Annotated in this window: 25 protein-coding genes; 7 read left to right on the top strand and 18 right to left on the bottom strand. The window is 66.0% G+C overall.

Annotation, left to right across the window (positions count from 1 at the left end; translation table 11 throughout):
* Positions 1-19 precede the first annotated feature (19 nt).
* The 3 genes from rsgA to QRM96_RS06470 all read right to left on the bottom strand — a co-directional run bounded on the left by rsgA (position 20) and on the right by QRM96_RS06470 (position 3,864).
* Positions 20-1,183 (bottom strand): ribosome small subunit-dependent GTPase A, encoded by a 1,164-nt coding sequence (gene rsgA / locus QRM96_RS06480; RefSeq protein ID WP_285318909.1) that lies wholly within the window; start codon positions 1,181-1,183, stop codon positions 20-22.
* A 286-nt stretch (positions 1,184-1,469) separates the two neighbouring features.
* Positions 1,470-2,510: a hemolysin family protein gene (locus QRM96_RS06475; RefSeq protein ID WP_109044214.1), complete on the bottom strand. Its 1,041-nt coding sequence runs from the start codon at positions 2,508-2,510 to the stop codon at positions 1,470-1,472.
* Positions 2,503-3,864 carry a hemolysin family protein gene (locus QRM96_RS06470; RefSeq protein ID WP_109044213.1) on the bottom strand — a complete coding sequence of 454 codons (1,362 nt, stop codon included), beginning with the start codon at positions 3,862-3,864 and terminating at the stop codon, positions 2,503-2,505. The genes QRM96_RS06475 and QRM96_RS06470 overlap by 8 nt, the downstream gene beginning before the upstream one ends.
* Positions 3,865-4,110: 246 nt before the next feature.
* Here QRM96_RS06470 and QRM96_RS06465 point away from each other — a divergent pair, with 246 nt between their 5' ends.
* Positions 4,111-5,262 carry a GGDEF domain-containing protein gene (locus QRM96_RS06465; protein ID WP_026265040.1) on the top strand — a complete coding sequence of 384 codons (1,152 nt, stop codon included), beginning with the start codon at positions 4,111-4,113 and terminating at the stop codon, positions 5,260-5,262.
* Between the two features lie 24 nt (positions 5,263-5,286).
* On the opposite strand, the gene QRM96_RS06460 is transcribed toward QRM96_RS06465, so the two are convergent.
* From QRM96_RS06460 to QRM96_RS06430, 7 genes are all read right to left on the bottom strand, one after another.
* Entirely contained in the window at positions 5,287-6,402 is a 1,116-nt protein-coding gene (locus tag QRM96_RS06460; RefSeq protein ID WP_285318908.1) for a Gfo/Idh/MocA family protein, read from the bottom strand.
* Positions 6,387-7,085, bottom strand: a complete 699-nt coding sequence (locus QRM96_RS06455; RefSeq protein ID WP_285318907.1) for a ThuA domain-containing protein — start codon at positions 7,083-7,085, stop codon at positions 6,387-6,389. Before QRM96_RS06455 ends, QRM96_RS06460 begins: the two co-directional genes overlap by 16 nt.
* Before the next feature lie 50 nt (positions 7,086-7,135).
* Entirely contained in the window at positions 7,136-8,140 is a 1,005-nt protein-coding gene (locus QRM96_RS06450; protein WP_285318906.1) for a sugar phosphate isomerase/epimerase family protein, read from the bottom strand.
* 35 nt (positions 8,141-8,175) lie between these two features.
* On the bottom strand, positions 8,176-9,366 hold the full coding sequence (locus tag QRM96_RS06445) for a Gfo/Idh/MocA family protein (RefSeq protein ID WP_285318905.1): 1,191 nt from the start codon (positions 9,364-9,366) through the stop codon (positions 8,176-8,178).
* A 14-nt stretch (positions 9,367-9,380) separates the two neighbouring features.
* The gene (locus tag QRM96_RS06440; protein ID WP_018763372.1) at positions 9,381-10,193 is read right to left on the bottom strand and encodes a carbohydrate ABC transporter permease; all 813 of its coding nucleotides are present in this window, start codon (positions 10,191-10,193) and stop codon (positions 9,381-9,383) included.
* 92 nt (positions 10,194-10,285) lie between these two features.
* Positions 10,286-11,188, bottom strand: a complete 903-nt coding sequence (locus QRM96_RS06435) for a carbohydrate ABC transporter permease (RefSeq protein ID WP_018763371.1) — start codon at positions 11,186-11,188, stop codon at positions 10,286-10,288.
* Between the two features lie 6 nt (positions 11,189-11,194).
* A complete protein-coding gene (locus QRM96_RS06430; protein WP_133831408.1) occupies positions 11,195-12,514 on the bottom strand; it encodes an extracellular solute-binding protein in 1,320 nt (439 codons plus the stop codon).
* A 294-nt stretch (positions 12,515-12,808) separates the two neighbouring features.
* On the opposite strand from QRM96_RS06430, the gene QRM96_RS06425 reads away from it, so the two are divergent.
* Entirely contained in the window at positions 12,809-13,849 is a 1,041-nt protein-coding gene (locus QRM96_RS06425) for a LacI family DNA-binding transcriptional regulator (protein ID WP_026265037.1), read from the top strand.
* Positions 13,850-13,948: 99 nt separating this feature from the next.
* On the opposite strand, the gene QRM96_RS06420 is transcribed toward QRM96_RS06425, so the two are convergent.
* The 6 genes from QRM96_RS06420 to QRM96_RS06395 form a co-directional block, all read right to left on the bottom strand.
* Positions 13,949-14,809, bottom strand: coding sequence for a phosphogluconate dehydrogenase C-terminal domain-containing protein (locus QRM96_RS06420; protein WP_285318904.1), 861 nt, complete (start codon positions 14,807-14,809; stop codon positions 13,949-13,951).
* Position 14,810: 1 nt separating this feature from the next.
* Positions 14,811-15,611 (bottom strand): sugar phosphate isomerase/epimerase family protein, encoded by an 801-nt coding sequence (locus QRM96_RS06415; protein ID WP_285318903.1) that lies wholly within the window; start codon positions 15,609-15,611, stop codon positions 14,811-14,813.
* Positions 15,608-16,420: a triose-phosphate isomerase family protein gene (locus QRM96_RS06410; protein WP_109044202.1), complete on the bottom strand. Its 813-nt coding sequence runs from the start codon at positions 16,418-16,420 to the stop codon at positions 15,608-15,610. The genes QRM96_RS06415 and QRM96_RS06410 overlap by 4 nt, the downstream gene beginning before the upstream one ends.
* A complete protein-coding gene (locus QRM96_RS06405) occupies positions 16,404-16,874 on the bottom strand; it encodes a ribose-5-phosphate isomerase (RefSeq protein WP_109044201.1) in 471 nt (156 codons plus the stop codon). Before QRM96_RS06405 ends, QRM96_RS06410 begins: the two co-directional genes overlap by 17 nt.
* On the bottom strand, positions 16,871-18,613 hold the full coding sequence (locus QRM96_RS06400; protein ID WP_285318902.1) for a dihydroxyacetone kinase family protein: 1,743 nt from the start codon (positions 18,611-18,613) through the stop codon (positions 16,871-16,873). The genes QRM96_RS06405 and QRM96_RS06400 overlap by 4 nt, the downstream gene beginning before the upstream one ends.
* A gap of 95 nt (positions 18,614-18,708) precedes the next feature.
* Positions 18,709-20,073, bottom strand: a complete 1,365-nt coding sequence (locus QRM96_RS06395; RefSeq protein WP_285318901.1) for an MFS transporter — start codon at positions 20,071-20,073, stop codon at positions 18,709-18,711.
* Between the two features lie 228 nt (positions 20,074-20,301).
* On the opposite strand from QRM96_RS06395, the gene QRM96_RS06390 reads away from it, so the two are divergent.
* On the top strand, positions 20,302-21,045 hold the full coding sequence (locus QRM96_RS06390) for a FadR/GntR family transcriptional regulator (RefSeq protein ID WP_018763362.1): 744 nt from the start codon (positions 20,302-20,304) through the stop codon (positions 21,043-21,045).
* 9 nt (positions 21,046-21,054) lie between these two features.
* On the opposite strand, the gene QRM96_RS06385 is transcribed toward QRM96_RS06390, so the two are convergent.
* Together QRM96_RS06385 and QRM96_RS06380 are read right to left on the bottom strand one after the other, a co-directional pair.
* Positions 21,055-21,459: a DUF1003 domain-containing protein gene (locus QRM96_RS06385; RefSeq protein WP_018763361.1), complete on the bottom strand. Its 405-nt coding sequence runs from the start codon at positions 21,457-21,459 to the stop codon at positions 21,055-21,057.
* 3 nt (positions 21,460-21,462) lie between these two features.
* Positions 21,463-22,572, bottom strand: a complete 1,110-nt coding sequence (locus QRM96_RS06380) for a LacI family DNA-binding transcriptional regulator (protein WP_018763360.1) — start codon at positions 22,570-22,572, stop codon at positions 21,463-21,465.
* A 172-nt stretch (positions 22,573-22,744) separates the two neighbouring features.
* On the opposite strand from QRM96_RS06380, the gene QRM96_RS06375 reads away from it, so the two are divergent.
* The 4 genes from QRM96_RS06375 to QRM96_RS06360 all read left to right on the top strand — a co-directional run bounded on the left by QRM96_RS06375 (position 22,745) and on the right by QRM96_RS06360 (position 26,322).
* Positions 22,745-23,602, top strand: coding sequence for an ABC transporter substrate-binding protein (locus tag QRM96_RS06375; RefSeq protein ID WP_109044197.1), 858 nt, complete (start codon positions 22,745-22,747; stop codon positions 23,600-23,602).
* Positions 23,603-23,711: 109 nt separating this feature from the next.
* Positions 23,712-24,500 carry an amino acid ABC transporter permease gene (locus QRM96_RS06370; protein WP_018770382.1) on the top strand — a complete coding sequence of 263 codons (789 nt, stop codon included), beginning with the start codon at positions 23,712-23,714 and terminating at the stop codon, positions 24,498-24,500.
* Positions 24,497-25,279 (top strand): amino acid ABC transporter ATP-binding protein, encoded by a 783-nt coding sequence (locus QRM96_RS06365; protein ID WP_285318900.1) that lies wholly within the window; start codon positions 24,497-24,499, stop codon positions 25,277-25,279. Before QRM96_RS06370 ends, QRM96_RS06365 begins: the two co-directional genes overlap by 4 nt.
* Positions 25,279-26,322, top strand: coding sequence for a Gfo/Idh/MocA family protein (locus QRM96_RS06360; RefSeq protein WP_285318899.1), 1,044 nt, complete (start codon positions 25,279-25,281; stop codon positions 26,320-26,322). Before QRM96_RS06365 ends, QRM96_RS06360 begins: the two co-directional genes overlap by 1 nt.
* Positions 26,323-26,347 lie beyond the last annotated feature (25 nt).

The raw sequence follows: 26,347 nt of genomic DNA, 5'->3' as shown, positions 1-26,347 counted from the left end.
GCGCCGGAGCAAGGGGCCGCTACCGCTTCCGGTTCCGGCCCTTCCCGGCGTTCCGGCTGCCGCGTTCGAAGGCCTCGCGCTCTGCGGAGCGCTGCGACTTTCCCGCGGAGACCACCTTCTGCTGCCACTCCCGGTGGTAAGCGCGCTGGGCGGCGACGTCGGAGCGGCGGGCCAGGGCTGCGAGTTCACGCTGCATCTTCAGGTACGAATTCCAGCGCCGTTCCTCCAGGAAGCCCGCGTCAATCGCTTCCCGGACTGCGCAACCGGGCTCAGTTCCGTGCGCGCAGTCCGCAAACCGGCAGCTTGCGGCCAGTTCCTCCACGTCGCCGAACATCCCGCCCAGGCCTTCGCCGGCGTCGAACAGCCCGAAACCCCGCACGCCGGGTGTGTCCATCAGCACCGTGCCGTTGGACAGCGGCACCAGTTCGCGGGCGGTGGTGGTGTGCTTGCCCTTGAAATCGCCGGACCTCACCGCACCGGTCTCTTGGACTTCCTGCCCCGCCAAGGCGTTGATCAAGGTGGACTTGCCGGCTCCGGACGGACCCAGGAGCACAATGGTGCCTCCGGCCGGAATGCGGCCCATCAATTCGTCGATGCCGTCGCCGTTCTCGGCAGAGGTGGTCACCACGTCCACGCCCGCCGCCTGAAGGACCACCTTCCCGACGACGTCGTCCGCCACCTGCGCAAGGTCAGCCTTGGTGATGATCACCAGGGGAGTGGCGCCCGAGTCCCATACCGCCACCAGGGTCCGTTCCAGCCGGTTGTGGGTGAGCGGCCGGTCCACGGGCACCACCACGCCAACGGTGTCCATGTTGGCGGCAAGGACCTGCTCGGCGGACGAGTCCTCGAAGGCACGTTTGCGGCTGAGCTCGGACCGGCGGGGCAGGATGGCCAGGATCTGGCGCCCGCCGGCGCGGTTGGGGCCGATCCAGACCCAGTCACCGGTGACGGGCTGGTCGCCGGTGAGCGGGTAGGGCAGGTGGAGCAGCCCGTCGGCGACGGCGACCAGCAGCAGCGTTCGGTCCACGCGCACCACCCGCCCGGTGCCGGTGGCCTCGGGGTTGGGATGCGCGGCGAAATGGCGGGCGACGGCGGGCGTGTAGCCGTAGGCGAAAGGGCCCTCGGCCGTTGAAGGGTTGTTGATGCCAGGGTTGTCCAGGGCGTTGCCTGAAGGAATATGCACGTTGGTGTCCTCGGAAAGGTTCCCGGAGCAGGCGCGAGGTACCGGTCAGGAATCTCAGGAACGGCGCGTGCAACGGGAAAGGATGGTTGATGGTGTTGATGCGGGGCGCTCACGGCGCGCGGCAGTCGCAGTCATCAAAGCCACCTCCTCTCCCTCGTGCGGGTCCCGTCATCCTGCCGGGAACGGCAGGATGGGGCCGGGTCCCACTTTAGTGGCCGCCGGCGTCGGGCACCAGAGCCTGGACCACAAGGGTGCGGACTCCCGTGGATCCACCCCCCTCCGGCCGCTAGGCGCTGGTGGCGTCCTGGACCTCGCCCACCAGCTCCTCGATGATGTCTTCGAGGAAGAGCATCCCGGTGGTCCTGCCGCCGGCGTCGAACACCCGGGCCACGTGGGCCCCCGTCCGGCGCATGGCGGCCAGCGCATCCTCAAGGTCGGCGCCGGCGAAGGCCGAGGCGAGACGCCGGATCCGCTTGGCCGGCACCGGCTGGTGGAACTTCGCGGCCGTGGTCAGGTCCATGACGTCCTTCAGGTGGAGGTAGCCGCCAGGTTCCCCGGCCGGGTTGGTCAGGATGTACCGGGAGTAGCCGTGCCTGGCTACGGCCAGCTGGATATCAGCAGGCGTGGCCGACTCCGGCAGCAGCACCATCTCCGCCAGGGGGACCTGGACATCTGCCACGGTCTTGGCCGTGAATTCGAACGCGTTGCTCAGGGTGCCGCTGGTGTCGGCCAGCATCCCGTCCCTGGTGGACTGCTCCACGATGGTGGCGACCTCGTCCAGCGTGTAAGCGCTGGTGGCCTCATCCTTGGGTTCCACCCGGAAGAGCCGGAGGACGGCATTGGCAATCCCGTTCAGCGACCAGATCACCGGTTTGAAAACCCGGGCCACCAGGACCAACGGGGGAGCGAGCAACAGGGCCGCCCGGGTGGGAACCGAGAAGGAGATGTTCTTGGGCACCATTTCCCCCACCACTACATGCAGGAACGTCACCAGCAGCAGCGCCACAACGAACGCGATGATGCTGATCGCCTCATAGGACAGGGATGTCAGGCCCAGCGGGATTTCCAGGAGATGGTGGATGGCGGGCTCGGAGACGTTCAGGATGACCAGCGAGCAGACAGTGATGCCCAACTGGCTGGTGGCCAGCATGAGGGTGGCATGCTCCATGGCCCACAGGGTGGTTTTGGCCGCCTTGCTCCCCGCCTCCGCCTTGGGCTCAATCTGGGACCGGCGTGCGGAAATGACGGCAAACTCGGCACCGACGAAGAAGCCGTTCACCAGCAGGAGCACGGCCAGCCAGATGATGCCGGGAAGGTAGTCACTCATGGGCCAGCTCCTGGGTCAGGTTGTCGATCATCCGGTCATGCGGGCTCCGCGGCGGTTCGGCGGCCCCGGCGGGAGTGAAGCGGAGCCGCTCCACGTGCATCCCCGCCACGCGCTCCACACGGAGGGTGCCGCCGTCGACCGCCACTTCGTCGCCCAGCTCCGGCAGCCGGTCCAGCTGGTCCGTGACGAACCCGCCAACTGTGTCGTACTCCTCCCCGTCCGGAACCTCGATGCCGGTGCGGTCCAGCAGTTCATCGGGGCGCAGCGCCGCGTCGAACGTGACGGACCGGCCAACCCGGACCACACCCGCCCGTGCGCGGTCGTGTTCATCCTCGAGTTCGCCCACTATCTCTTCCACCAGGTCCTCGAGCGTGACGATTCCGGCGGTACCGCCGTACTCGTCGGAGACGATGGCCACCTGGAGCCCCTGCCGGCGGAGGAGGCCCAGGAGGGTGTCCACGCCCATCGACTCCGGGACCCTGAGCGGTTCAACCATCAGCCCCGCCGCGGTGGTCCCGGCGCGCTGGTCCAGGGGCAGCGCGAACGCCTGCTTGACGTGCAGGAGGCCCAGCACCTCGTCCCGGTCGCGGCCGATCACGGGAAAGCGGGAGTAGCCGGTGGCCGTGGCAAGGGCCACAATGTCCTCGGCGGTGTCACCGGACGCGACAGCCGCCATGCGCACGCGCGGAGTCATCACGTCCGCTGCGCTGTACTCCGAAAAACGCAGGGTGCGGCGCAACAGGGTGGCGTGGTCAAGGTCCAAGACCCCTTCGACGGCGGAGCGGCGCACCAGGGAGCTCAGCTCCTCGGCGCTGCGCGCACCGGAGAGCTCCTCCTTCGGTTCGATCCCGAACCCCCGGATGATCCGGTTGGCTGTGTTGTTGAAGAGCAGGATCACCGGCTTGAACACAGCCGTGAACAGGGCCTGGAACGGGACCACCACCTTGGCGGTAGCCAGCGGCAGTGCCAGGGCGAAGTTCTTCGGGACGAGCTCGCCCACCACCATCGAAAAGACCGTGGCCAGGAAGATCCCGGCAACGGAGCCAACGGCGGGAACCACCGCATCGGGAACGCCCAGCGAGGTGAGCGGCGCGCTGAGCAGCCGGCTGATGGCCGGTTCAAAGGTGTAGCCGGTGAGGAGGGTGGTCAGCGTGATACCCAGCTGCGCACCGGAAAGGTGGGTTGAGGTGATCCGCAGCGCTTTGATGGTGGGGCCCAGCCGCTTCTCGCCGCGGGCCTGTCGGGACTCGAGGTCATGCCGGTCAAGGTTCACCAGGGCGAACTCGGAGGCGACGAAGAAGCCGGTACCGACGGTCAGGACCAGGCCGATGCCCAGCATGATCCATTCATACATTGGGGCGCCCCTCTCCTGTGGTGGCCGGTGGTCCGGTCAGGCGGCAGAGGGGCCAGGGCATGTGTGAAGGAGGGTCGTCCATAACCGGTTCAACTCCGCTCCCGCCGGCGAAGTTCCCAGCGGGTTCCAGATCCCGTCCAGTGCGGGGTTCCGCGCTTAATCATGGTGCGGGGTTCTTCTGCCAGGCGCGGCGGGGTGTGATACTTGCTGCGGCAGCATTCGGGCTTTTGGGGGGACTTCCTGCATATGGTTCTGGACACCGCAACCCTGCGCATCGCGTTTGGCCTGATGGCCCTGGCGCTGGTGGTCCTCTTCTACTTTTCCGCTTACCGGGTGACGCGCTCCCCGTACAGCGGCTGGTGGTGCGTTGCCCTGGTGTTCTTCCTGGCGGGGTCGGGCTGCTTCCTGCTGAACGGCACCCCCCACCAGGTTTGGGCCAATCCGCTGGGTAACGCGGTGCTGGTGTACGGTGCGGTGGCGGTCTGGGCCGGGGCACGTTCCCTGCGGACGGCGCCGCCGCCGAAGTGGGCCTTCACGGGCATCCCGCTGGTCACGCTGGTTGCCTCCGTGCTGGACCACCCGGCCACCAACACATGGTCCGGTGGCGCCGTGTTCCTCGCCGCCATGAGCGCCACCATCGGGCTGGCATCCCATGAGCTGTGGCGCCTGGAACCCGGCTACTCGAGGGTCCGCATTCCCATGGCCGTGGCTGCTGGAGGGCTGTCCGTTTTCTACTTGTTCCGGTGGGTGGCCTTCCTCCTGGACGGCCAGGACGGTCCAGTGTTCGTCACGGTCTTCGGGTCCGCCGTGACCACCATGGTGACCATGGTGCTGCTGGTGGTGGTCTCCTTCAGCATGGCAGCACTGAGCAGCGAACAGCAGACGCGTGCCCTCCGCGTGGTGGCCACCCGCGATGACCTCACCGGGCTCCTGAACCGCAAGGCGTTCCTGGACCTTGCTGCCGAGCAGCTCGCAGACCGCGCCATCACCCGCGGATCCGGGGCGTTGATCCTTGCCGACCTGGACCATTTCAAGACGGTCAACGACACCTACGGGCACGCTGCCGGGGACTTTGCCCTGAAGGCCTTCGCTGACGCCTGCGTAGCCACCGTGCGTTCCACGGACTTGACCGGGAGGTACGGCGGGGAGGAGTTCGTCATCCTGGTTCCCGGGGCCAGCGCCGAGCGGGCGGAGGCAATCGCGGAGGAGATCAGCAGGCGGCTGGCCGACGCTGCCGCGCCGGGCGGATTGGAGCTGCCCACGGCCAGTTACGGGATTTCCGTCTACGACGCCGGCACCTCCAGCGTGGACCGCCTTATCGCTTCGGCCGATGCGGCCCTCTACCGGGCCAAATCGCTGGGCAGGAACCGCGCCGCCCGCAGCGACGAGATGCTGTAGGGCGGCGCGGCTCCGGACTGCCGGTCAGTGCGGCTGGAGGGCGTCCGCCTGGCCGGCAAGGAGCGTCAGGGCCACGGCTTCGGGCCGGTCCACGGTGCTCTGGATGGCCACGGAGGTGCCCTTGCGGGCCGAATCGAGGATGGATTCCATGACTTCCAGGACGTGGTAGGCCAGGGCACCTCCCGCGCGCGGTTCCTTGCCCTGCGGGGTGGAAGCCAGGTCAGCGATGCCGAACCCGCGTCCGGAGTCGATGTAGCCTGCGGAGGCGGGAAGTGTTTCCCAGTCCTCGGCGCCCAGGGAGAACAGCTGGACGTCGCCGTCGAAGTGGTTGGGGTCCGGCACCACCAGGGATCCGCGTTCGCCGTGGATTTCGATGTTCGGGGACTTGGACTTCACGGCGTCGAAGCTCATGAACAGGGTGGAAAGTGCACCCGAGGCGTGGACCAGGACGCCCGTGACGTGGGAGTCGATGTTAACGGCTACCTGCTCGCCCTGCCGCGGTCCGGACCCGATGGTTCGTTGGTTCCGGGTATGGCTGGCGGCACCCACCACGGACACCACCGGTCCCAGCAGCGTCACCAAGGCCGTGACGTAGTAGGGCCCCATGTCCAGGAGGGGCCCGCCGCCGGGCTGGTAGTAGAAGTCCGGGTTTGGGTGCCAGCGTTCGTGCCCCGGAGTTGCCATGGTGGCGGTGGCCGAGATGGGTGCGCCGATCAGGCCGTCGTCGATCGCTTTGCGGGCGGTTTGGATCCCGGTGCCCAGCACGGTGTCAGGGGCGCAGCCGACGGCGACACCGGCCTCGCGTGCCGCATCCAGCACCTGGCGTGCTTCCTCGGTTGTGGCTGCCAGCGGCTTTTCGCCGTAGACGCTCTTGCCGGCGGCGATCGCCTTTAGCGCAACGTCAGCATGCGCGGCGGGGATGGTCAGGTTCAGGACCAGGTCGATGTCGTCAGCGGCGAGCAGTTCGTCCACGGAGACGGCGCGGACTCCGTCGTAGTCATCCGCCACGGCCTGGGCACGCGCGGGATCCAAGTCCGCGACGGCCACCAGCTGGATCTGGTCCAGGCGCGGGAAGTTGGCGAGGTACTGGGCGATGATGGCTCCGCAGCCAATGATCCCTACGTTCAACGGCTTGCCCACAGCAGGCCCCTTTCGATGATGGTGCGTATGTTCCGGTCCTGCAGGATTTCCACCCGGTGCCCGGGCGTGCAGACGAAGATCCGGCCCTTGCCCCACTGGCGGGTCCAGATGGCGGGGGAGGTGACTTCGCGGTGCCAGGGGTCCCACTCGCGGACTTTTTGGGTGGTGGTGGCGAGGACGTCGATGTAGTCGTCCGAGAGGACCCAGTACTGCTCGGTCTCCAGGTCGAAGTCCTGGATGCCCCGGGTGATGGGGTGTTCGGCCGCCGCGGGCAGCATATTGACGGTATAGGGCACATAGTTGTCCGACTGCTCGCCGATGCACTCATCCGGGTGTTTGCCGGGGTGGCAGGCGAACTGGCCGCCGATCAGGTGCAGGTAGTCGGAGGTGTTCCGGTAGGAATCGGCGATTCCACCGTGCCAGCCGGCCAGGCCGGTGCCGTTCTCCACGGCGGCCCGCAGTCCGGCGAACTCGTCCTTTTCGATGGTGGACATGGTCATGCACTGCATGATCAGGTCCACCCCGGCCATGTACGCGGCGTCGGCGTAGACCTTGGGGGATTCCTCCACCCGGACGTCATAGCCGTTGTCTTTGAGATAGGGAATGAAGAGCTCGGTGGCCTCGTAGGGCTGGTGGCCGTCCCAGCCGCCCCGGACCACCAGTGCATGCTTGCGTTCTGTCATTGGATTTCCTTTGTTTGGCTACCGGCCTCGCGGGCCGGAAGGAGCAGGGATCAGCGGCTCGCGAAGGCGGCGTCGAAAGCGGCTGCGGGCGGGGCGATGCGTGCCAGTTCCCGGACCATGGCAAGGGCCTGCGGGGCGCCGATGAGGCGGTCCATTCCAGCATCCTCCCATTCGATGCTGGTGGGACCCTCGTAGCCAATGGCGTTCAGTGTCCGGAAGATGCGGTTCCACTGCACGTCACCGTGTCCTGCCGTGACGAAGTCCCAGCCCCGGCGGGGGTCCGCCCAGGCGAGGTGTGAACCCAGCCGGCCGTTGCGCCCATCCAGCTGCCGGACGGACTCCTTCACATGCACATGGAAGATCCTGTCCGCGAAGTCCTGGAGGAACATCACGGGATCCAGGTCCTGCCAGATGAAGTGGGAGGGATCGAAGTTCAGCCCAAAATTTTCCCTGTGGCCAATAGCTTCAAGGGTCCGCTTCGTGGTCCAGTAGTCGTAGGCGATCTCGGACGGGTGGACCTCCAGGGCAAACCGGACTCCCACGTCGTCGAAGACATCCAGGATGGGGTTCCACCGGTCCGCGAAGTCCTGGTAGCCGGCGTCGACCATTGCCTGCGTGGCGGGCGGGAACATGGCGACGGCCTTCCAGATGGAGGAACCGGTGAACCCCGTCACGGTCTTGACGCCAAGCCGTGCGGCCGCCCGGGCGGTGTCCTTCATGGCTTCCGCTGCCCGGCGGCGTACCCCTTCAGGCTCCCCGTTGCCCCAGACCTCCGCCGAGAGGATGCCCTGGTGACGCTCATCAATGGGGTCGTCGCAGACGGCCTGGCCGGTCAGGTGGTTGGCGATGGCGAACACCTGGAGGTTGTTCTTCTCGAGGATGTCCAGCCGGCCCTGGAGGTAGTTGTCGTCCTCCGCTGCCCGGCGGGGGTCCAGGTGGTCGCCCCAGCAGGCGATTTCCAGCCCGTCAAAACCCCACTCGCCGGCAAGCCGGGCCACTTCCTCGAAGGGCAGGTCGGCCCATTGGCCGGTGAACAGCGTGATTGGTCGTGTCATTGGGTGTTCCTTGGGTTCTTGGAGCTGTGGATCGCTCAGACTTTTTGCCATTGGCTCGAATTCGCGGCGCTGGACTCCACGGCAGCAAGGACCCGCTGTACCTGCAGGGCATCCGCGAAGGACGGTTCAGGCTGCCGGCCTTCGCCGATGGCGGTGACGAGGTCCACTACCTGGTGGGTGAAGCCGTGTTCGTACCCGAGGCCGTGCCCGGTGGGCCACCAGTTTCCGACGTACGGGTGCTCGGGCTCGGTGACGAAGATCCGGCGGAATCCTGCGTCGGGCGATTCGGCCGCGTCGTAGAAGGAGAGGACGTTCATCTCCTCGAAGTCAAAGGCGAGGGAACCTTTGGTGCCGTTGATCTCCAGCCGCATGGCGTTCTTCCGGCCCAGGGCGTACCGCGTAGCTTCAAACACGCCGATCGCGCCCGCGGAGGCGCCGCCGTCGAACCTTGCGCTGAAGATGGCCGCATCATCGACGGTGACACTCCCGCGCGGGGCCTCGCTGCTGACGTCGCCGTGGCCGCCCAGGCCCACCAGGTCGCCTGCCAGCGGACGTTCGGGGACGAAGGTTTCCAGCAGTGCCGAGACCCCGCTGATGTTTTGCCCCGTGACCCACTGGGCGGCGTCGATGCTGTGCGCACCGATGTCGCCCAGGGACCCGGATCCGGACTTGGCCTTGTCCAGCCGCCAGGTCATGGGGGCGTTGGCGTCGGCGAGCCAGTCCTGCAGGTATTGGGCCCGGACGTGCCGGAGGTCGCCGATCCGTCCCTGCTCCACGAAGCGCTTGGCCAGTGCCAGGGCCGGGGTGCGTCGGTAGCTGAAGCCGCACATGGAGAGGACGCCGTGCTTCGCGGCAGTCTCCGCGGCCAGTGTCATCCGTTCGGCTTCTTCCACGGAGTTGGCCAGCGGCTTTTCGCACAGCACGTGCTTGCCGGCTTCGAGGGCCGCGATGGCGATCTCCGCGTGGGTGTTGCCGGGCGTGCAGATGTCGATGAGGTCGATGTCGTCGCGTTCGATCAGGCGCCGCCAGTCTGTCTCCACCGAGTCCCAGCCCAGCTTGTCTGCGGCCGCCTGGACGCCGTCGGCATTCCGCCCGGCCACTGCGGTGAGCTGTGGCTGCAGCGGCAGGTCGAAGAACCGTGGCGCGGTGCGCCAGGCGTGGGAGTGGGCGGCACCCATGAAGGCGTAGCCCACCATGCCCACCCGGAGGGGTTTGGCGATGCTCATGGCATCGGTCCTTTCTACTTGCTGAAGCCGGCGGTCAGGCCGCTGAGCAGCTGCCGGCGGGCGATGACGTACACCACGAGGAGTGGAAGGGTGGCCAGCACGACGGAGGCAAGAATGGCGGGGATGTTCACGCTGAACTCGCCTTGGAAGGTCCACAGCGACAGGGGCAGCACCCTGGTGGCGGGACTCTGCGTCAGGATCAGTGGGAAGAGGAAGCCATTCCAGACGTGGAGGGCGTTGTAGATGCCCACGGTGATGACGGCGGGCTTGGTCATGGGAAGCGCAAGCCGCCACATCATGGCCCAGTCCGAGCAACCATCCAGACGCATCGACTCAAACAGCTCATTGGGGACGTCCCGCATGAAGTTGGAGAGGATGAGGACGCTGACCGGGATGGCAAAGGCCACGGACGGCAGGATCAGCGCCAGCAACGTGTCGTACATGTGGGCCTTGGTGATCATCCAGTAGATGGGGATGATCGTGGCGTGCAGCGGGATGGCCAGGCCCAGGAGGAAAAGGTTGTTCGTCAGGCTCAGGAATTTTCCCCGTCCGCGGACGATGGCGTACGCGGCCATGAAGGAGACCAGCAGCGCCGGCAGCACCGTGCCCAGCGTGACGATCAGGCTGTTGGCGAAGTACCTGGCGAAGTTGTTGTCCAGCACCAGCTTGTAGTTATCCAGCGTAGGTTCCGTTGCCGGCAGCATCGGGTTGGACGTGAAGAACCCCGCCTGGTTCTTGAAGCTGGTGATCACCACGTAATAGATGGGCACGATGATGACGGCGAGCCAAAGCCAGCCGCCCAGGCCGCCCAGGAGGTTCGGCCGCATCCGGCCTGGCCCCTTGGACCTGACAGCCGGTTTTTCCGCGATGGTTCGGGTGGCCGGCGAAGGGGGAATCGGGAGTTGTGTCGTGGACGCCATCAGGCACCTTCCAATTGGCTCGCGTTGCGGTTCTTTCCGCCCAGGCGCTGGAGCAGGAGCGCCAGTCCCAGGCCGATGACGATCAGCATGACGCCGAGGGCGCTCGCCGCGCCCATGTCATTGGCCTTGAAGCCCGTGAGGTACATATGCAGCGGAAGGAGCCGGGTGCTGTAGCCCGGTCCGCCGCCGGTCAGCACGAAGATCAGGTCGAAGTAGGCCAGGCTGCCCACCACCATCAGGGTGGAGGAGGTGATGATGGTGTACTTCAGCTGCGGCAGGGTGATGTTCCAGAACTGGCGCAACCGGCCTGCGCCGTCGATTTCAGCTGCCTCATAGAGCGAGGCCGGGATCTGGCGCACGCCGCCTTGGTAGATCAGTGTGTGGAACGGGACAAACTGCCAGGCAATAACGAAGACGACCACGAAGAGGACCAGATCCGAGTTGCCCAGCCAGTCTTGGGCGAGGATGGGCAGGTTGAATCCGGGGCCCAGGCCGAAGTTGGGATCGAGCAGGGCTTTGAAAGCGATGGCAACGGCCGCGGACGACAGCAGCAATGGCAGGAAGTAGAGGACGGCAAGGGCCGCCCGGTACTTTTGGCCGCCGGCGGTGAAGACCCCCAGCAGCAGGCTGACGGGGGCCTGGACGATGAACGAGAAGAACATGACTTTGGCAGTCACGACCAGCGCGTTGCCCGTTACCGGATCGGTCAGTACCGTCGTCCAGCTGGCCAGGCCCTGCAGCTTGATCTCGCCCAGTCCGTTCCAGCTTGTGAAGCTGAGGAAGACAACGCCGATCAGCGGGATGACGGCAAAGGCGAGGAAGAAGACCAGCGCCGGGACCGCGAGCCACCCCGAGGGGCCCGAGTCACGGACCCCCCGGTTGGTAGAACCAAGAACCGCCATGGCCGCTTACTTTCCTATCGTGGCGTTCATGGTGCTGATGAACTGGTCCGGGCTGATCTTCTGCAGGAAGATCTGGTCCAGGTTCGACAGCATGGCGTCTCCCTGGGCCGGGCTGAGCGCCTGGTCCCAGGAGAGCGTGAAGCTGGGGGCGTTCTTGGCCAGGCCATAGACGAAGGTCAGGAAATCCTTGTCCGGCGAGGCGGCCAGCTTGTCTTCAATTCCCTTGACCACCGGCACAGCGCCGGAACTGATGAGGGCGTCGGTATTCGCGTCGGTGAACATGCCGTCCTTGACATAGTCCAAGGCGGCCTTCTTCTGGGCGTCAGTCGCCTTGGCTGAGATGGACCAGAAGTTGGAGGGATTTCCGACGACGTTCGCCGGGTCTCCCTTGCCGCCGGAGACCGTGGGGAAGGTGGTGTAGCCAAGCTTCCCGCTCTTGACGAAGTCCGCGGCGTCCTTCTTCATGCCCTGGTAGATCCAGCCGCCCTGCAGGATCATCGCTGCCTTGCCGGTGTACATCAGGGCCTGGTCCGCGTTGCTGTCTGCAGCCACCGAAGAGAAGCCGTTGATGAACCCGCCGGCGCCGGCCAGCTCCTGGATCTTCGTGAGCGCTTCCTTCACGGCAGGATCAGACCAGGCACCGGGCTTGTTGGCAGCGATATTGGCGAAGACTTCAGGGCCGCCGATGCGCTCCACGAGGTACTCGAGCCACATAAGGTCCGGCCACTTCGATTGGCCGCCCAGGGAGAAGGGAGCGATGCCGGCCTGCTTGAACTTCGGCACCAGGGCCATCAAGTCGTCCCAGGTCTTGGGCGGCTGGGCACCGACCTTGTCGAAGACGTCTTTGTTGAAGTAGAGGACGACCGGCTGGACGTTGTTGTTCGGCAACGCGTAGGTCTTGCCGTTTACTTCACCGTTCTTGAGCACCGATGGAAGGTAGCGGTCCTTGACCTGCGGGTTGTCCTTGACGAACGTGGACAGGTCATCCACCTGGCCGGCATCGACGTACGATTTCAGCACGCCGCCGCCCCAGCCGTAGACGAACGTGGGTCCTTCACCGGCGCCGATGGCCGTGCGGACCTTTGTCTTGTACGCGTCGTTGGCGAAGAAATCGAGTTTGATCGACTTGTCCGGATTTGCCTGGTTCCAATCGTCCACCGATTTCTGCAGGACAGGCTGGTTGCCGCCGGTCAGGCCCCACATGCTGGCCGAGTCGCTGCTGACGCTGGAACCTGCCGGTCCTGAAGAACCGCAGGCGGCGAGGCTGACTGCCAGTCCTGCCGCAGTGATTGCCACGGCTGCCGAACGCAACTTTCGAAATGTCATGTCGTTTCCGTTCATCCTCCGGGCTCAACGCTGGGTCCCGGTAACGTATGAAGCAGGCATTGCCTCGGCTCCGAGGCGGATCACCCACATCGATTCGGTTGATGGTCGCACCGACAATAGCTCGAAATATTTCGAAAACTTGCGGCCGGTTGTCAAAATGTATCGGTGAGCCGCATCACAGTCAAGGGCCACAAGCAGCCTCTTTTTGCATTCTTACAGGGACTTCATTGACCCCTCGGGTTATTGGGTGCAAGATTGCCGTAGTCGAAATGTTTCGAAGGATGGGATGGTCCCTTGGTAAGGACTGAGCGCACGCAAAAGGCGACTCTGGCGGCAGTTGCCTTGCAGGCAGGGGTTTCGACTCCCACGGTTTCGAAGGTGGTCAACGGCCGTGAGGACGTGGCACCGGATACCCGGGCCCGGATCCTCCGGGCACTTGAACAAGCCGGATACCAGTCGCCGGTGCAGCGGCGTACCGCCACCAGGACAGGCACGGTGATCGAAGTGGTGGTGGATGTCCTCACATCCGCCTATACCTCCGAAGTCCTGGCGGGAGTACTGAACTTCGCCGCAGCCGAGGACGTCGAGGTCATGCTGAGCGTTACGGGCCCCACGGCACCCTCCGCCCAAAGCGCTGAACGCCGGGCCCAGCGCATGGTCGACGATGGCAGGGCGGGAATGATCGTGGTGACCTCGGCCTTCAGCGAGGCGCAGCTGCATGCCTTCCGGCGGCGCCACATTCCCGTCGTCGTCATCGATCCGCTCAATCCGCCGCCGGCGGACGTGGTCAGCATCGGTGCCACGAACTGGGCCGGGGGGAAGGCCGCCACCGAGCACCTCCTGGACCTGGGCCACCGGCGCATTGCCTACATCGGCGGAATCGAGCGGGCGGAGTGCAATCAGGCCCGGTTGCACGGCTACATGGCGGCCTTGACGGCCCACGGCGTGCCCGTGGATCCCCAATACATCGTCACCGGCGGCAGGTTCCGCCGGGACAGCGGAGTTGCCGGCCTGAAGGCACTGCTCCGCCTCGAAAACCGCCCCACGGCCATCTTCGCCGGAAGCGACAGCATTGCCCTGGGGGTTCTGGCCGAAGCTGCACACCACGGCCTCCGGGTCCCCGGGGACATCAGCCTCATCGGGTTCGACGGCACCATCCAGGGTGAAGAGTCCGTCCCGGCGTTGACGTCCGTGGCCCAACCGCTGGAGGAGATGGGCCGGGCTGCCCTGCGGTCGCTGCTGCGGCAAGCACGCGGTGAGGTCCTGGATTCGCACCGCGTGGAACTGGCCACGCAGGTGATCGTCCGGGAATCCACTGCACCTCCCGCGGACTGACGGCGAGCACGGGGCCTGGCCCGGTCCAGGATTTAAACGACGGGCGGCCGCCCACCCGGCCGAAAAGACCGGGGTGGCAGCCGCCGTGCGGTGGGATTCCTAGCGTTTGACGGCTTCGAGCTTGAGCATCTTGGCGATGACGCCGTCGAGTTCGGAGTCGTCGAAGATCTTCTTCCAGTCGTCCTTGATGATGGTGTCCTTGCCGTACTGGATGGCGATTTCGCAGGCTTCCGAGAAGGGGTTGGACCCGCGCAGGGCGTTGGTCAGGGCGATCTGGACGTGGCCGAACAACATGGCCTTGGCCGCCTCCTCCGGCACGCCGGCCGTGTGGACGGTCTCGTGCAGCGCCTCGTTGAGCAGCGTACCGATCATGCAGGCCACGGTTTCCACCAGGGTGGGCTCCAGGATGGCAAGCTGCTTGACGGTGACCCAGTGCACGTCGATGACCGGCGCGTAGATGGTGCGGATGACGGCCTCCGCAGAGTCGCGGGTGGCTGCCGGCGCGTCGTCGTCGATGGCGGCGACGACGTTCTGGGGGGCGCCCTCGCCGCCGAAGGTGTCGGCCCATTCCTCCTTGGTGGTGCGCTCCAGGAACACCGACGGGTGGCACGGGTGCGCGACTGCCTGGACGACGTCGTCGCGCTTGGCCAGCAGGCCCGCGTAGGCGGCAGCGGGGTCAAGGGTGAGCAGGATGGCGCCGGCCTTCATCTGCGGCACCAAACCTTCGGAGACGATGCCCAGGACGGTGTCGGGGACGGCGAGGATCACCACGTCGGCGCCCTTGACGGCGTCGTCCGTGGCGGTGATCTGGCGGCCTTCGGCCTGGACGCGTTCCTGGCCGGCGGGGGAGTTCTCGCTGTAGAAGACGATGTGGCCGGACTTCTGGAGGTTGCGGGAAACGCGCATCCCCATCTTGCCTCCGGCTCCGATGACGGCGACGGTCAAAGTTTCTGCTGACATTTCACTTGCTCCTTAGGAATTTGATGCTGTGCCGGGTCCACTGGTTTTCGAGCCGGATGGTGTCCGCCTCGGTGTCCTGCCTGGGCAGCCAGTGTTCGACGATCTGGTTGATGTTTCTTTCGTGCGGCCGGATTTTTTCGACCATGTACGCGTAGTCGAGCAGGCCTTCGCCAAGCGGCGCGCCGGAGTAGGTGAAGCCCACCCATCCGTCCTTGCGGCTGAAGGCAAAGTCCTTGATGTGCATGTTCAGGACGTAGGGGGCGACGGCGTCAATGACCTCGCGGGGCATTTCCAGCGCTGCGACGGTGTTGGCGGGGTCGCTGCAGATCCCCAGGTACGGGCTGTCCACGCCGCGGATCACGTCCAGGATGCGGGCGGTGGGGACCTGTTCGTAGGTTTCCACTGCGATCTTCACCCCGGCATCCTCGAATTCCGGCAGCACGTCCTTGAAGATCGCCACCGCTTCCTCCGTGGTGGGGCTGTGGCCGGGGGCGTTGATCATGGTGCGCAGAAGCGGCGAGCCGAGGATGCCGGCGATGTGCAGGAACCTTCGCAGGTGGTCCGGTCGGATGCCCTTGGTGCCCAGCTCCAGGGAGATTCCCAGCCTGTCCGCGGTGTCCCGCACGGCTCGGAGTTCCGTGTCAGCCATGGCCTCCAGGGGTGCGTAGTCGCAAACCTGGAACAGGTCCACGCCCAGTTCCGCGGTCCGCTCCAGGACATCATGAAGGCTCAGTGGCTGGGAGACCTTGGCCGAGAGCTGCCAGAAGAAGGCGTAACTGCTCAGCCCAATCCGTGAGGTCATGCCGGCACCGCCATCGTTTGCAGCCGCGCCGCGGCTTCGTCAAGGACGGCCTTCAGTGCTGTGGGGTCGTGGGCGAAGCGGCCCAGGAACAGGCCGGCGACGGCGGGACCGAGTTGGGTGATCAGGCCCGGCCCGGCGCTGCCGCCATAGATGACGCGGCTGTCTTCCTGCCCCGGGAGGCTGCGCAGGTGCTCGTCCAGGCCCGAAATGACGGCGTTGATATACCCGGGCGTGGCCGGCTCCGGAGCGCCGATGGCCCACTGCGGCTCGTATGCCACGATGGTCCTGGCGGCCGCTGCCAGCGATGACGCGCGTTTGAGGATGCCATCGATTTCCGCCGTGCACTGGGCGATGGCTTCCTCAACGGATCCGCGGTGCAGTTCCCCGACGCACAGGACGGGGGTCAGGCCATTGCGGTAGGCCGCGGCGGTCTTCAGTCCGATCACGCGCTGGTCCTCGTCAAAGATCCGGCGGCGTTCAGCGTGGCCCACCTCGGCGTAGCGGCCACCGAGTTCAGCTACTGTTTTGCCGCCGACTTCGCCGGTGAACGCGCCTTCGTCTTCCCAGAAGACGTCCTGCGCTCCGGTGGCAGCACCTGCCGGACCGAGGATCCGTGCCGCTTCCGGGAGCGCCGGGAGGATGGGCAGGACGAAGAGTTCGATGTCGCCGTTTTGCACCGCGGGGTGGGCGAAGGCGATGGATGCGATATCGCGACAGTAGTCCACCGAGCGGGCGTAGCCGAAGTACATCTTCAGGCTGACACCGATAATGGCCGTGGGTCCGGTGCGGGGCTTAGCAGGAAGTGACACCTTCGTAGTCCTTAATCAGGGAAACTTTCTCTGCCGAGGCGGAGGTTTCGTCGAAGGTGTAGGTGAGCCATTCCCTGGCGAGCCGCCGGGCGAGTTCAAGTCCGACGACGCGCTGGCCGAAGGTCAGGACCTGGGCGTTGTTGCTCAGGACGGCGCGTTCAACGGAGAAGCTGTCGTGGGCGGTCACCGCGCGGATGCCGGGGACCTTGTTCGCTGCGATGGCGACGCCGAGCCCGGTTCCGCAGACGAGCAGCGCGCGGTCGGCCTTTCCTGCGGCGATGAGTTCCGCCGCTGCGATGGCTACGGAGGGATAAGGGGTGTGGCTGGTGGCGTCCACGCCCACGTCAGCGACGGACTCGACCAGGTCGGAGGCCTCGAGGTCGGCCTTGAGGGCTTCCTTGTAGTCGAAACCGGCGTCGTCGGCTCCGATGACCAGGCGCAGTTTGGCGCTCATGCGTTCTCCTTGATGGTGGTGTTCTGGCTGAGGGTGTTGTGGATGGCCCGCACGATCAGGGCCATGGAGACGGCGCCCGCATCCGGGGTACCAAGGCTCTTCTCGGCGTGCTGACGTGCCCGGCCCATCAGTGGCAGCAGGTTGGCGGTGTCCTCGGCGGCCTGCTGCGCGGCGGTGGCGGCAGCGTCCCAGGCTCCGGACAACGGCTTTCCGCTGTCCACGCCGGCGGTGAGGGCATCCCGGAAGGGAACCAGCACGTCCACCAGCGTCTTGTCACCTACCTTGGCCTTGCCGAAGTCCATGATGGCTGCAGCGGCGCCGGCCACTCCGGTGGCGACGGCACCGGCGTCGGGAGCTTTGTCATCGCCCACAGCGTCACCGACGGCGCGCAGGGCCATGCCCCACAGGGCGCCGGAGGTGCCGCCGGCCTTGTCCGCCCAGGCGTCTGCGGCGAAGTAGAGGGTGGTGGCAGCCCCGGCGCCGCGGGCGACGGCGTCTGCCGCGGCCTTCACGGCGGCCCCGACGCCCCGCTCCATGCCGATGCCGTGGTCGCCGTCGCCGGCGACCGCATCGATGCGGCCCAGTTCGCCTGCGTTGGCGTCCACCACGTCCTTGGCCGCGCCGAGCGCTGCGAGGACACGGACGGCCCCGGCACGGGACGCGGGAGTCGCCTCGGGAATGGGAAGTTCGACGTCGGCCACCTCGTCGACGGTCTCTTGCAGCGCTTCGGCCGTGACGGCGCCGCGGCGGAAGGCCGGGGCGTCCGCTGGGGCGTTCCAGAGGGCTTCGAGTTCGTCGTCGAGCCAGAAGAGCGTCAGGGACGTGCCGGCCATGTCGAAGCTGGTGACCAGCTCGCCCACCTGCGGATCCACTGCCTGCAGGCCGGCCTCGGCGAGGAGTTGCGCCACGCGGCGGTAGACCACGAACAGCTCCTCGTACTTCACGCTGCCCAAGCCGTTCAGGATGGGGACCACGCGTGCACCCTTGGGGTCCACGCCCTCCGGCACCTCGGTCAAGAGCTTGGCGACGAGGAGTCCGGCGAGCTCATCCGCCGTCGGAATCGCCGTTTCGTCGATGCCCGGCTCTCCGTGGATGCCCATGCCGACGGCCATGCGGCCCTCGGGGACAGAGAACAGGGGCTGGGTGGCTCCCGGCAGGGTGCATCCGCTGAAGGCCACCCCGAAGGAACGGGTGCGGTGGTTGGCGCGTTCGGCGATTTCCATCACCGCGTCCATTCCGTAGCGTGCTTCCGCGGCGGCGGCCGCCACCTTGAATACGGTCAGGTCCCCGGCAATGCCGCGGCGCTTGGTGTGCTCTTCGACCGGGGCGGAAGAGACGTCGTCGGTGACGGCGATGCTGCGGCAATCGATGCCTTCCCTGCGCAGCTTCTCCTGGGCCTGGGTGAAGTGCAGGACGTCGCCGGCATAGTTGCCGTAGCCCAACAGCACCCCGGTGCCGTTGTTGGCCGCCTTGGCCACGTTGTAAACCTGCTGCGCCGACGGCGACGCGAACAGGTTGCCCATTGCGGCACCGTGCGCCAGGCCTTGGCCCACCAGGCCGGCAAACGCGGGATAGTGGCCGGAGCCTCCGCCGATCACCAGTGCCACCGTGTCCGGGATGCTCTTGGTGCTGCGGACCACGCCACCCGAAACGCGTTTGACCCAGCGTCCGTGGGAGGCGACGAAGCCCTCGATCATTTCGTCAGCGAAGGCTGAAGGTTCGTTGAAGAGGCGGGTCATGGGAAAGCTCCTGGGCCTGGCTGGGGGGACGATCTGGTTCGGGGGGTGGGATGGTGCGGGGGCATCCCGCGGATGAGGCGGATGCCCCCGGGCTGCTACGGTTCGGCGTGCTGTGCGGCGCCGGCGGGATCCAGTGCCTCGGTGCGGACGACCTCGTTGGCACGGCCGGAGCGGCTGAGGGCCACCATCAGGACGGCGGACAGCAGCATGAACCCGCCCACGACGAACATCGGCACGGTGTAGTCGCCTGTCCAGTCCTTGAGCCAGCCGGTGATGTAGCCGGCGCTGAAGCCTGCCAGGTTGCCCACGGTGTTGATCAGGGCGATGCCCGCTGCCGCTGCCGCGCCGGTCAGGAACTGGGTGGGAACCGTCCAGAAGTTGGGGAGTGCCGCGAAGATGGCCATGGCCGTGATGGTGATGACGGCGATGGTGGCTGCCGGGCTTCCCGCAAAGAGTGCCAGCGGGATGCTCAGTCCACCCACCAGTGCCGGAACCGCAATGTGCCAGGTCTTGACGCCGCGCTTGGTGGCGTCCTTTGACCAGAAGTAGAGGGCGAAGGCTGCCGGCAGGTACGGGATGGCAGTGATCAGGCCCTTCTGGAGGACGTCAAACTTGGTGCCGTAAATGCCTTCGAAGCCGGAGATGATGGTGGGCAGGAAGAAGCCGAGGGCGTACAGGCCGTAGATGAAGCCGAAGTAGATCAGGGAGAGCATCCAGACGCGGCCGTTGCCGAACACGGTGCGGACGCTGACGTGCTTGTTGCCGGCGGCCGTTTCGTGCTTTTCCTTTTCCAGGGCGCCCGTCAGCCAGGTCTTTTCCTCGGCGGAGAGCCACTTGGCCTTCGCGGGGGAATCGGCCAGGTAGAACCAGGAAATGATGCCGATCAGGATGGCGGGAACGGCCACGCCGAGGAACATGACGCGCCAGCCTTCAAGGCCGAAGAGGCCGTGCTGCTGGATCAAGAGGCCTGCCAGCGGGGCGCCGACCACGGTGGTGAGCGGCTGGGCCAGGTAGAACAAGGCCAGGATCTTGCTGCGGTGCCGTGCGGGAACCCAGAGGCTCAGGAAGAGGATGGCGCCGGGGAAGAAGCCGGCCTCGGCCACACCCAGGATGAAGCGCAGGATGTAGAGCTGTTCAACGTTGGCCACCCAGGTGAACAGCAGGGAGACGATGCCCCAGCTGACCATGATGCGGGCCAGCCAGCGGCGGGCGCCGAACTTGTGGAGCGCCAGGTTGGAGGGGACTTCAAGCAGGATGTAGCCGATGAAGAACACGCCCGAGGCGAAACCGAACTGGGCGGCGTTCAGCGCCAGGTCCTTGTTCATGCCGTTGGGGCCGGCGAAAGAGATGGCGGTGCGGTCGAGGTAGTTGATGAAGAACATCAGTGCGACGAACGGGACAAGCCGGATCGCCACTTTCCTGATTGCGGATTTTTCGACCACCGATTGTGTGGTGTCCACATTGACTCCTAGATGTTGGTGCCCCGGCCGCATCCGTCACTGGAGGCGTGGGGTTGTCTCAGATACGCGCGGACTGGGAGGCGCCGCGGTGCGTGAAGCTGTGAGTTCCACCATAGGACCGAAATGTAAATTGGTCAACCGGTTGACGAGTTGGAGTCAGTACATTGCGGTCATCATGCGGACCCTCCCTGCAGTCGGGCGTGGTCAACCAGTTGTTACGCTTGGGAGGTGTCCGTAGAATCCGCCGCCTCGACGGCCAAGATCAGTGCCGCCCTGGGCTCTCTGGGGCAGGGTTCAGTAGTGTCGGAAGTGGCCGAGCGCCTGCTGGCCTTCTTTACGAGTGGCGACATTGCACCGGGAACCAGGCTGCCTGCCGAGCGCACGCTGGCCGCCTCCCTTGGCGTGGGCCGGTCTGCGGTGCGTGAGGCCCTCGCCGCGCTGGAAATCCTGGGCATCGTGGTGGTCCGGCCGGGGTCCGGAACCTACCTTCGGGACGGTGTCTCGGAGCTTCTGCCCCGCACCCTGAGCTGGGGCATGATGTTGGGCGCCCCACGCACGCGCGAGCTCGTGGAACTGCGCAGCGGACTGGAAGTGCAGGCTGCCCAGCTGGCCGCGGAGCGCATTACGGATGAAGCGCTGGCACGGATGCGCGACAATCTGGACACCATGGCCCGCACCTTGGATGACCTCGGCGCCTTCGTCGAGGCGGACGCAGCCTTCCACCGCGAAATCGCTGCGGCTTCAGGCAACCAGGTTCTCCAGGAACTCCTGCAAAGTATCCGCTCGCTGCTGCGGATCTGGGTGGACCGGGCCCTCACTGATGAGGGCCATGCTGCGGCCGCCCTCAAGGAGCATGCCAGGATCCACGAAGCCTTGGCGGCCCGCGATGCCGACGCCGTGACCGCCACCATGCGCTCGCACATGCAGACAGCGTCCCGGCGCCTGCTGGCAGGATACGACGCCGCCCAGTAGGGCGCCGCCCTATCTGGCAGCCGCCTTCTTCAATTCCTGCAGGATTTCCAGCTGGACCCGGTTCATGGAGATCAGCAGCTCGATCTCCTTTTTTGCCTCGACATTGGTGTCGTAGTCGTGTTGGGCCATGGCTGCGGCAATGGCGTCCTGCCGCTTGGCGGCGATGAGCAAAATGGCGCCCTGCAGTCCGGCGAGCATGGAAAGCAGGAGGTTCAGCAGGATGTAGGGGTACGGGTCCCAGGCGTTGGCGGCAAGTGCCACGGTATTGATGGCGGCCCAGATGAGCATGAAGCCGATGAAGCTGCCAACGAAGGGCCAGCTTCCCATCCCGTTGCGCATGATGTCAGCGGCACGCTGGCCCTTGCTCAGGGAAGCTTTGTGTTTCTCGTGCCAGGTCTTCTGTTGGAGGCTCATGGCTCAGGGTAGACCCAGTCCGGACGGTTGCAGGTCGGCCCGGTCCCCTCCCGTCTGGAGCGGTCCCACCGATCCGCGCCGCACCAAGGTGGCAGTAAACTGTGCCGGAGCGGCGGAGGGTAGGCCCTCTATCTGGCGGATGAGCGCCTTGGCCGCTGCAACGCCCATGTTGTAGACGGGCTGGGCAATAACGGTAAGGGGTGGGCTCACGAGCCTGGTCCAGGCGAAGTCGTCATACATGAGGAACGAAACATCGGCCGGAATGGACAGGCCCAGTTCCTGGATGGCCTCGACCACACTGAGGGCGATCAGGCCATCCGATGCCACCACGGCTGTGGCGCGGTTGGGGTCCCGCAGTACTTCGCGGGTGATGCTGCGGATGGAGTCTTCGTCGCCCGCATTCAACCTGACAAGGTCTTCCGGGAAGGGCAGTCCCGCAGCAAGGAAAGCCTGCCGCATCCCCTCAATGCGGTCCGCAATCTGGGAGGACTCCAAGGTCATGCCCGGCGTATAGGGCGAGTCGGTCCGCAGCGTGGAAATAAAGGCGATGCGCCGGTGCCCTGCCTCGAGAAGATATTGTGTGGCCTCCAGGGAAATCCTCACCATGTCCACGGCCATGGTCTCCACCTCAAGGTCACCGGCGGTGCGGTCGATGAACACCAGGGGGCGTCCGGACCGGTGGACATCCTGTAGGTGTTCGGTGTCCACGGATGACGCCGGGGCGACGATAAGGCCGTCCACCCGCTTGTCCAGCAAAACCCGCACCGCGTCGACTTCTGCGGCCCGGTCCTCATCAGTGTTGACCAGGATGACGTTGTAGCCGGCTTTTTTGGCCGTGTCCGTAATGCCCCGCGTGGCAAGCCCAAAATGCGGGTTTTCGATGTCACCCACCACCACGCCGATGGTGTGCGATTTGCCGGTGTTCATGCTGCGGGCCAGCTCGTTGGGCCGGTAGGAAAGCGCTTCGGCGGCCGCGAGGACGCGCTCGCGGACGTCGTCGCTGACAGCGCCGTAATTGCCCAGTGCCCGCGCGGCCTGCGCCTTGGAGACCTGCGCAGCTTTTGCGACGTCGGCAACGGTTACGTCCCGCCGTCGTGCTCCATCACCGTTCATCTTCACCTTTCGAGGGGGTGTTGACGCCCCCTGTGACTTCAGCTACATTTCTATCCATCGATGTGAGTCCGGTCTCAATCTTAAGGTGTGAGACCGGACTCAACAAGACCATCGGCGACTTTCTTCGGCGGCCCTGACAGCACCGCCTTCCCACCAACGATTGGACAACGCTGTGAAGAAAAAGAACCTCCGACCTGCCGGATTTGCCGCAGCAGCCCTGGCCGCGGTCCTGGCACTTTCCGGCTGCGGCTCCACCTCGGCCGCCTCCACCACCGAAAACAACCCCTACGGACTGATCCAGCCCGGCACCATCCGGGTGGCAAGCCTCGGTGACTCAAAGCCGTACACGTTCGCCGATGCCTCCGGAAACTTCACCGGCTTCGACGTCGAACTCTTCAAGGACGTGGCCCACCGGGCCGGTGTGGACAACGTAGTCTTCACCGGGCAGGACTTCTCGGGCCTCCTCGCCGCTGTGGCCAACGGACAGTTTGACGCCGGTGTCGCCGCCATCGGCATCACCGACAAGCGGAAAGAAACCGTGGACTTCTCGGACGGTTACCTGGCCGGCTACCTCACGGTCATCACCACCAAGACCTCCGGCATCACCAGCGCCGACGGGCTGGCCGGCAAACGCCTGGGCGTGGTCCAGGGAACCCTGCAGGAAGCCTATGCGGTAAAGAACTTCACCTCGGCCAGCCTGGTCCGCTTCCCTGACAACAACACCGCCATCGCCGCCGTGAACAGCGGAACCGTGGACGCGCACTTCCTGGACTATGAGGCCGCCAAGGCCTATGAGGAGCAGCACGGCCTGGTCAGCGCCGCGGATATACCGTCCTTCGACGCCCCGGCCGGGTTCGCAGTGGCCAAGGGCAAGACGGCCTTCAAGGAAGCCCTGAACAAGGGCCTGGCCGCAGCCATGGAAGACGGCACCTGGAAGAAGCTCTACCAGAAGTGGTTCCCGGGCTCACCGATGCCCGAGCAGTACCTGCCCAAGGCTGAGCAGGCCGCATCACCCTCGCCAAGCAAGTAAGCCCCAAGCATCATTTGCCGGGCTGGCAGGCCTTCGGGCCACCTGGCCGGGCGGGCCGCCTTACGCGGCCTGCCCGGCACCTCCCCTTCATCTACGTCTGAGAGCAACCATGGACTGGCTCAACACCATCATCCGTACCTTCTTTGACTTCGGCGCTATGGCCGAGGTCCTGCCCCAACTCCTGGCGGTCGGCCTGCTGAACACGCTGATCATCTCCATTGCCGCCACCGTCCTTGGCACGGTGCTGGGAATGGTGGTGGCCGTCATGGGCATTTCACCGTCCAAGTGGCTGCGCGTCCCGGCCAGGATCTACACGGACCTTTTCCGCGGCCTGCCCGCCATCCTCACCATCCTGCTGATTGGCCAGGGCTTTGCCCGCCTGAGCCAGTCGATCTTCGGCCCGTCCCCCTACCCGCTGGGAATCATCGCGCTGAGCCTCATCGCCAGCGCCTACATTGGGGAGATCTTCCGCGCCGGGATCCTCAGCGTGGACAAGGGCCAAGGCGAGGCCTGCCGTGCCCTGGGCATGAGCTACGCCAAGTCCATGGCCCTGGTGGTGGTGCCCCAAGGTGTCCGCCGGGTCCTCCCGGCGCTGGTGAACCAGTTCATCGCCATCGTCAAGGACTCCTCCCTGGTGTACTTCCTGGGCCTGCTGGTCACCGAACGCGAACTCTTCCGCGTGGGCCAGGACGCCGCCGTGCTGTCCGGGAACCTTTCACCCCTGGTGGCCGCCGGCCTCCTCTACCTGGTGATCACCGTCCCGCTGACGCACCTGGTGAACCACTTCGACAACAAGTTCCGCACCGGCCGCCGCCGCGCCGCACCACCCACCAGCGGACTGAAGGAAGTCAAGGAACTCGACGCGGCCTCGCCGCTCACAGCCGGGAGCAACACATGAACACCCCCACCCCCACCACCATGAATACCGCCACCCCTGAGGCGCAGTCGTTCCGCGGCTCAAGCCTGGAACTGCGCAACCTCACCATGGCGTACGGCGACATCGAGGTACTGCGCAACGTCAGCCTCACCGTGGCGCCGGGCACAACCACCTGCATCATCGGCCCCTCGGGATCCGGCAAATCCACCTTGCTGCGCGGCGTCAACCGGCTGCACGAACCTAAAAGCGGAAACGTCCTGCTCGCGGGCGACAGCACCCTGACCGTCAACCCGGACACCCTCCGCACCCGCATCGGCATGGTGTTCCAGCACTTCAACCTCTTCCCAGACCACACTGCCGAGGAAAACGTGGCACTCGCCCTCTGGAGTGTCAAAGGCATGCCCAAGGCCCAGGCCATGGAATGCGCCCGCCAACGGCTCGCCGAGGTTGGCCTCGCCGAACGTGCCGACCACCGCCCCCGTGACCTCTCCGGCGGCCAGCAACAACGAGTCGCCATCGCCCGCGCCCTGGCCATGGAACCCGAAGTGATGCTCTTCGACGAGGCCACCAGCGCCCTGGACCCCGAACTGGTCAAAGGCGTCCTGAACCTCATGGCCGGCCTGGGCCGCCGCGGCATGACCATGCTCGTCGTCACCCACGAAATGGGCTTCGCCCGGAAAGTGGCAGACCAAGTGGTCTTCATGGATGAAGGCGAAGTGGTAGAGGCCGGGACACCCGCCCAACTCTTCGACAACCCCCGCAGCGAACGCCTCCAGCGCTTCCTCTCCGAGGTGCTCTGATGGGTGCGGTTGCAGCGGCACCCATCCGGACCGCCGTCGTCGGCTTTGGAATCTCCGGCAAGGTCTTCCACGCGCCCCTGGTCGCGGCCAACCCGGACTTCTCGCTGGACGTCATCGTCACGGCCCAGCCGGACCGTGCGGCGGAGGCGGCACGCCTCTATCCGCAGGCACGGATTGCCGGCACCCCGGAGGAGCTGTTCGCCCTGGCAGCGGACCTGGACCTCGTCATCCTGGGAACCCCGCCACACACGCACTACGGCCTGGCCGCGACAGCCATCGCCCACGGCCTGCACGTGGTGGTGGACAAGCCTTTCGTCCCCACCTCCGCCTTGGGCGCGGAGCTGATCAGCAGGGCGGCCGACGGCGGGGTGCAGCTGACGGTGTTCCAGAACCGCCGGTGGGATGCAGACTTCCTCACCCTCCAGAAAGTGTTGGCGTCCGGAGGCCTTGGCAGGATCACCAGCTTCGAATCGCGGTTCGAATGGTGGCGGCCCGAAGGCTTCGGCAACTGGCGTGACACGGTGTCCCTTTCCGAGGGCGGCGGCATCCTGCACGACCTCGGCGCGCACCTGATCGACCAGGCCATCCACCTTTTCGGCCCGGTGGAACGGAGCTACGGCGAAACTGCGAATCGCGGTCCGCATCCGGACGCGGCGGATACCGAAGCCTTCGTGTCGTTGCTGCACGCCTCCGGCGTCCGCACGCGGCTCTGGATGAACGGCATGGCCGCCCAGGCCGGGCCGCGGTTCCACGTCCTCGGTTCCCGCGCCGGCTACACCAAGTGGGGCCTGGACGGACAGGAACCTGCCCTCGTTGCCGGGATGCCGCCGTCGGACCCCGCCTATGGCGTGGAACCCCAGGAGCGTTGGGGGCTCCTGGGGGTGGACGGGGCAACCGCGCCGGTCCGCGCCGAACGCGGCGCCTACCCGCAGTTCTACGTCCGGTTGGCCACAGCCCTGCGCGGGAACGGGCCGCTGCCGGTGGATCCCGCCGAACCGCTTGAGGTGTTGAAGGTCATCGAGGGCATCCACGCCCTGGCCTAACGCCACACTTAACTTCCCCTGCTTT

It is taken from the genome of Pseudarthrobacter sp. lyk4-40-TYG-27 (genome assembly GCF_030209295.1).
Lineage (GTDB): Bacteria > Actinomycetota > Actinomycetes > Actinomycetales > Micrococcaceae > Arthrobacter.
The sequence above is the reverse complement of the archived record's forward strand: the minus strand, read 5'-3'. Positions and strand labels throughout refer to the sequence as shown.